The organism is Campylobacter sp. W0014 (assembly GCF_020135975.1).
Lineage (GTDB): Bacteria > Campylobacterota > Campylobacteria > Campylobacterales > Campylobacteraceae > Campylobacter_D.
The window spans coordinates 1-3989 of sequence record NZ_JACHTR010000046.1; the positions used below are offsets into that span (position 1 = coordinate 1).

The 3989-nt window shown below is 26.0% G+C and carries 6 protein-coding genes; all 6 read left to right on the top strand.

All coding sequences use genetic code 11. The features are described 5' to 3' along the window. Nucleotides 1–152 precede the first annotated feature (152 nt). A complete protein-coding gene (locus tag H2277_RS08675) occupies nucleotides 153–713 on the top strand; it encodes a hypothetical protein (RefSeq protein ID WP_337201920.1) in 561 nt (186 codons plus the stop codon). 2 nt (nucleotides 714–715) lie between these two features. Next, the gene (locus H2277_RS08680) at nucleotides 716–982 is read left to right on the top strand and encodes a hypothetical protein (protein ID WP_137621235.1); all 267 of its coding nucleotides are present in this window, start codon (nucleotides 716–718) and stop codon (nucleotides 980–982) included. A 386-nt stretch (nucleotides 983–1368) separates the two neighbouring features. Next, nucleotides 1369–1683 carry a hypothetical protein gene (locus H2277_RS08685; RefSeq protein ID WP_337201923.1) on the top strand — a complete coding sequence of 105 codons (315 nt, stop codon included), beginning with the start codon at nucleotides 1369–1371 and terminating at the stop codon, nucleotides 1681–1683. Beyond that, nucleotides 1619–1969: an NYN domain-containing protein gene (locus H2277_RS08690; RefSeq protein WP_337201924.1), complete on the top strand. Its 351-nt coding sequence runs from the start codon at nucleotides 1619–1621 to the stop codon at nucleotides 1967–1969. The genes H2277_RS08685 and H2277_RS08690 overlap by 65 nt, the downstream gene beginning before the upstream one ends. 147 nt (nucleotides 1970–2116) lie before the next feature. Continuing rightward, nucleotides 2117–2770 carry a hypothetical protein gene (locus H2277_RS08695; RefSeq protein ID WP_337201925.1) on the top strand — a complete coding sequence of 218 codons (654 nt, stop codon included), beginning with the start codon at nucleotides 2117–2119 and terminating at the stop codon, nucleotides 2768–2770. Between the two features lie 91 nt (nucleotides 2771–2861). Continuing rightward, the coding region (locus H2277_RS08700) for a DUF5710 domain-containing protein (RefSeq protein ID WP_337201926.1) at nucleotides 2862–3989 on the top strand (1128 nt) is incomplete at its 3' end.

The following is a 3989-nucleotide window of genomic DNA, read 5'->3' on the forward strand; positions in this document are numbered from 1 at the left end:
GCTACCTACACATTTAGAAGATTATTTAGAATATAAAACAAAACTATCACTAAAAAATACAAAGAAACAAAAATAAATATTATTTATTTTTATTATTTATTAATAAATATTAGTATATAATGTTATACAAAATTATAAAAAGGATTTCTTTTATGATAGTATCTGTTGTAAATAAAAAAGGTGGTGTTGGAAAAACTCCTTTTGCTTTTTCAATTGCTAAAGATTTAGGATATTTTTTGCAAAGCAATGACAATTCCATTATAGAAAGAATTTATCCTGAAAAAGCAAAAATTTTACCAACCCCAAAAAAAATAGACAATTGTGTTTATGATTTTGGTGGATTTGTAGAAAAAGGAGTATTGGATATTATTAAAGAAAGCAATAAGATTATTATTCCTTGTACAAGTAATTATAATTCATTGCTAAGAACATTAGAAACTTTAAACGAAATAGGCAACGATAATAGAATTTGTATTTTGGTTACAGATTATAGAGATGAAAAGGAAAAAAACCAAATTTGCGAAACTCTTGAAAGTAATTTTACAGATTTAAATCTTTTTTTCTTTAAGTTTTCAAAAATAATTGAAAATTCTATGAGTAGCGGAGCTTCTTTCACTGAGCTTTATAACGAAAACAATCTTTCAAGATTAAGTTATACAAACTTTTTCAATGAATATCAAAGACTTTTAGATTTTATTAGAAAGGATAAATAACAATGGAAAAAAAACCATTTACAATAGCAGAAGCTTTAAACTCTGAAACAAGTTCTCAAAAAACCTATAAGAAAGCCGATAAAAAATCGGCTGGAAGAAAAACTATAGATCAAAAATTAAGAAGAGATAATTTAGTAGTTTGCAGACTAAATGAACAAGAAATGAATATTTTAAAAAAGCTAATGGAGTTAGAATTAGTTAGTGAATATGGCACTTATATAAGAAAATTGATTTTAAAAGAGGCTAGAGCTTTAAATATTAATAACTAAAAATGTTAAAATATCCTTGCAAAAAACAAAACTACAAGGATACAAATGCGTAAAACAAAAAGACAAATTGAAGATGAAAAATATTATGGTGGTCGAAATTTATTTGACTTAATAGAATTAGAATTTACACAAGGAGAAGAAAATGAGTTGCTTATATCTAAGTAAGTTCTTATTAATGTTTTTATGTTAGAATTACAGCATCATTAGCACATAGAGGGTTCTTTTTGCATAATATTTAAAATGACGACTCATTGTGCCTTCAAGATTTAGCAAATAGGACTACATATTATGGATTTGTCCAATAAAGATACAGAATTTTCTATAATTCAACCAAAAAAGACTGCTGTTCTTGTAGATCTTTCTTTTTTATTGAAAGCATTAAAACAATGGAAGCCACAGAATTAGCCAAAAGATTAAAAGGCTATGTGTGGGAAACTCTTAGAAGAAGTGAAGACTATTTATATAGAGTTTATATTTATGATTGCGAACCATTAGACAAAAATGTTCCCATGCATCCTATAGAAAAAACTAATAAATCTAAAAATTTAAGCAAAACTACAATTTATAAATTTAGAAGTGAATTATTAAAACATCTAAGAAAGCAACCGTATTTTGCTGTAAGATTAGGTGAAATTGATGAAAATTTATTTCAATGGAAATTCAAAGATTATGATAAATTTAAAAAACCTCTACACAGTTAGCAAACTAAGCAATGAAGATTTTGTTATAGATATTAAACAAAAAGGTGTAGATATGAAAATAGGACTTGATATTGCAACTTTAGCAAATAAACACCAAGTGAAAAAAATCATTTTAATTACTTCGGATAGCGATTTTGTTTCTGCTGTAAAACACGCTAGAAAAGAAGGGCTTATTGTGCAATTAGATACTATGAGATTTCCAGAAACTCGAATCAAAAAAGGTTTATTAGAACATATTGATATTCTCTCATCCGTTTTTATTAATAAAAATAAAAATGGTAATTAATTATTGTTTTTTATTTTGCTAAATAGATAACTAAAAATCAATACTGTTAAAAGAAAAAATGAATGAATTTTTCAAAAAAAACTAAATAAAGTTTTACTAGATAAAGAAATTAGCAACGAAAAAACATATTCTCGATCAAGGCAAAAAATGAATAATCTAACAAATTTTAATGATCTGTTTTCTCAAATAAGATTATCTTCCTATAATGATGATATTGTAAAGCATTATGATAACCTTAAACTTGTAGGAAAAATCACTCCAAAAATTGTAACATTAGAAATTATTCTTAGAAATAAACTTGATAATAAATTATCAGAGAAAGATAATGATTGGATAAAAAATTCTAATGATGAAAAAATTAAAAAAGCTAAAGATGAAATTGAATATAGAGAAAAAAATAGAAATTTATCTCATCATCAATATCTTTCTCGTATAAGCTTAGGAGCTATTATTTATCTCATTAAAGAAAATAAATTACAAAATTTTATAATGGATGTAAAAAATATCAATTTTAGAAATTACAATCAACACAATAGAAATTTCTTTTTTGAAAATGGTGTAAAATTACGCTTTAGAAATACGCATAAGGTTGATATTGTTCTTAGCTTATTGCAAAATCTGAGAAATAGAAGTTATCATTGGGAAAATATTTTAAAAACAACAGAAAAAAATGGAAAACATTATCCAAGATTAACAACAAAGATTAAAAACACTCATATAGGAGTAGATCCGCAAAAAATAGATTTATTCTTAAGTGATTTAATTAAAACATTTAACGAAAAATTTTTGGAATATTATTAAGATAGAAAAGGTGGGGGCTACTAGGAAGCCCTTTGAATTTCGTTTGCAATTATAGCAATAATAATATTAAAGGAAATTAAAAGGATATACAATGCCACAGAAAAGAATTTATCTTTATGTCTCATTTAAAGAGAAAGAAAAAGTAAAATCATTAGGGGCAATGTGGGATGAAAAAGAAAAAAAATGGTTTGCTCCAAAAAGCTTAGATAAGAATATTTTCTCACAATGGCTTTATCCACACCAAAAAAAAGAATTTTCATTTGATGAAAATGAAGTTTTAACTACTTTTAAATCTGCTTTAGAAAATCAAGGTTTAATCGTTGATGGCTTACCTATCATGGATGGCAAAATCCACAGAGTAAAAACCACAACAGATAGAGGTAGAGAAATGAGTGGGGCATATAGTGGATTTTTGGATGAATATCCTGCTGGTTTTATTCAAAATTTTAAAACAGGTATTAAAGAAAATTGGAAAATGCCTTTAGAGAATATAAGACAAAATATTGTAAGTTATCAAGTACCTAGTCCAAAAAACTTCAATAATTCTATAAGCAATAATACTAAACAAGATATTTTAGAACTTCAGAAAAAAACAGCATTAAAAATTGAAGAAGAATACAATCAAGCTAATTGGGCTCATTCAAATCATCCTTATTTAAAGAAAAAAGGTTTTGAAGAAAATTTTTATCTTAAGCAAGACAGCAGAGGTTCTTTACTCATTCCTTTAAAAGATGAAAATGGCAAGTTATGGTCTGTGCAAAGAATATTCCCAAATGGCGACAAGATTATAGGTGTCATTAAAACTAAAGAAGAAAAAGAGCAAGGTATTGAATATTCTGCAAAAAAAACCGGTTGTTTTCATATAATAGGTGCAAAAAGTTTAGAACATTGTAAAGAATTTATCATAGCAGAAGGTTTTGCCACTGCAGCAACCATACACAAAGCACTCAATAAACCTGTAATAATGGGTATAGATGCTGGAAACTTATCAAAAATCGTTGAAACCCTAAAAAACAAATTTCAAAACACTCCTATTACCTTAATAGCCGATAATGATAAAAAAAGAGAATTAAAAGGTCTTTCTAATGTCGGCGTGGAAACTGTAAAAGAAATTCAACAAAAATTTTCGGATATTAAAGTTATTATTCCAAAAATCAGCAATCAAGAAGCAGAACAAGGAATAAGTGATTTCAATGATATTTTTTTAAATAAAGGGCTT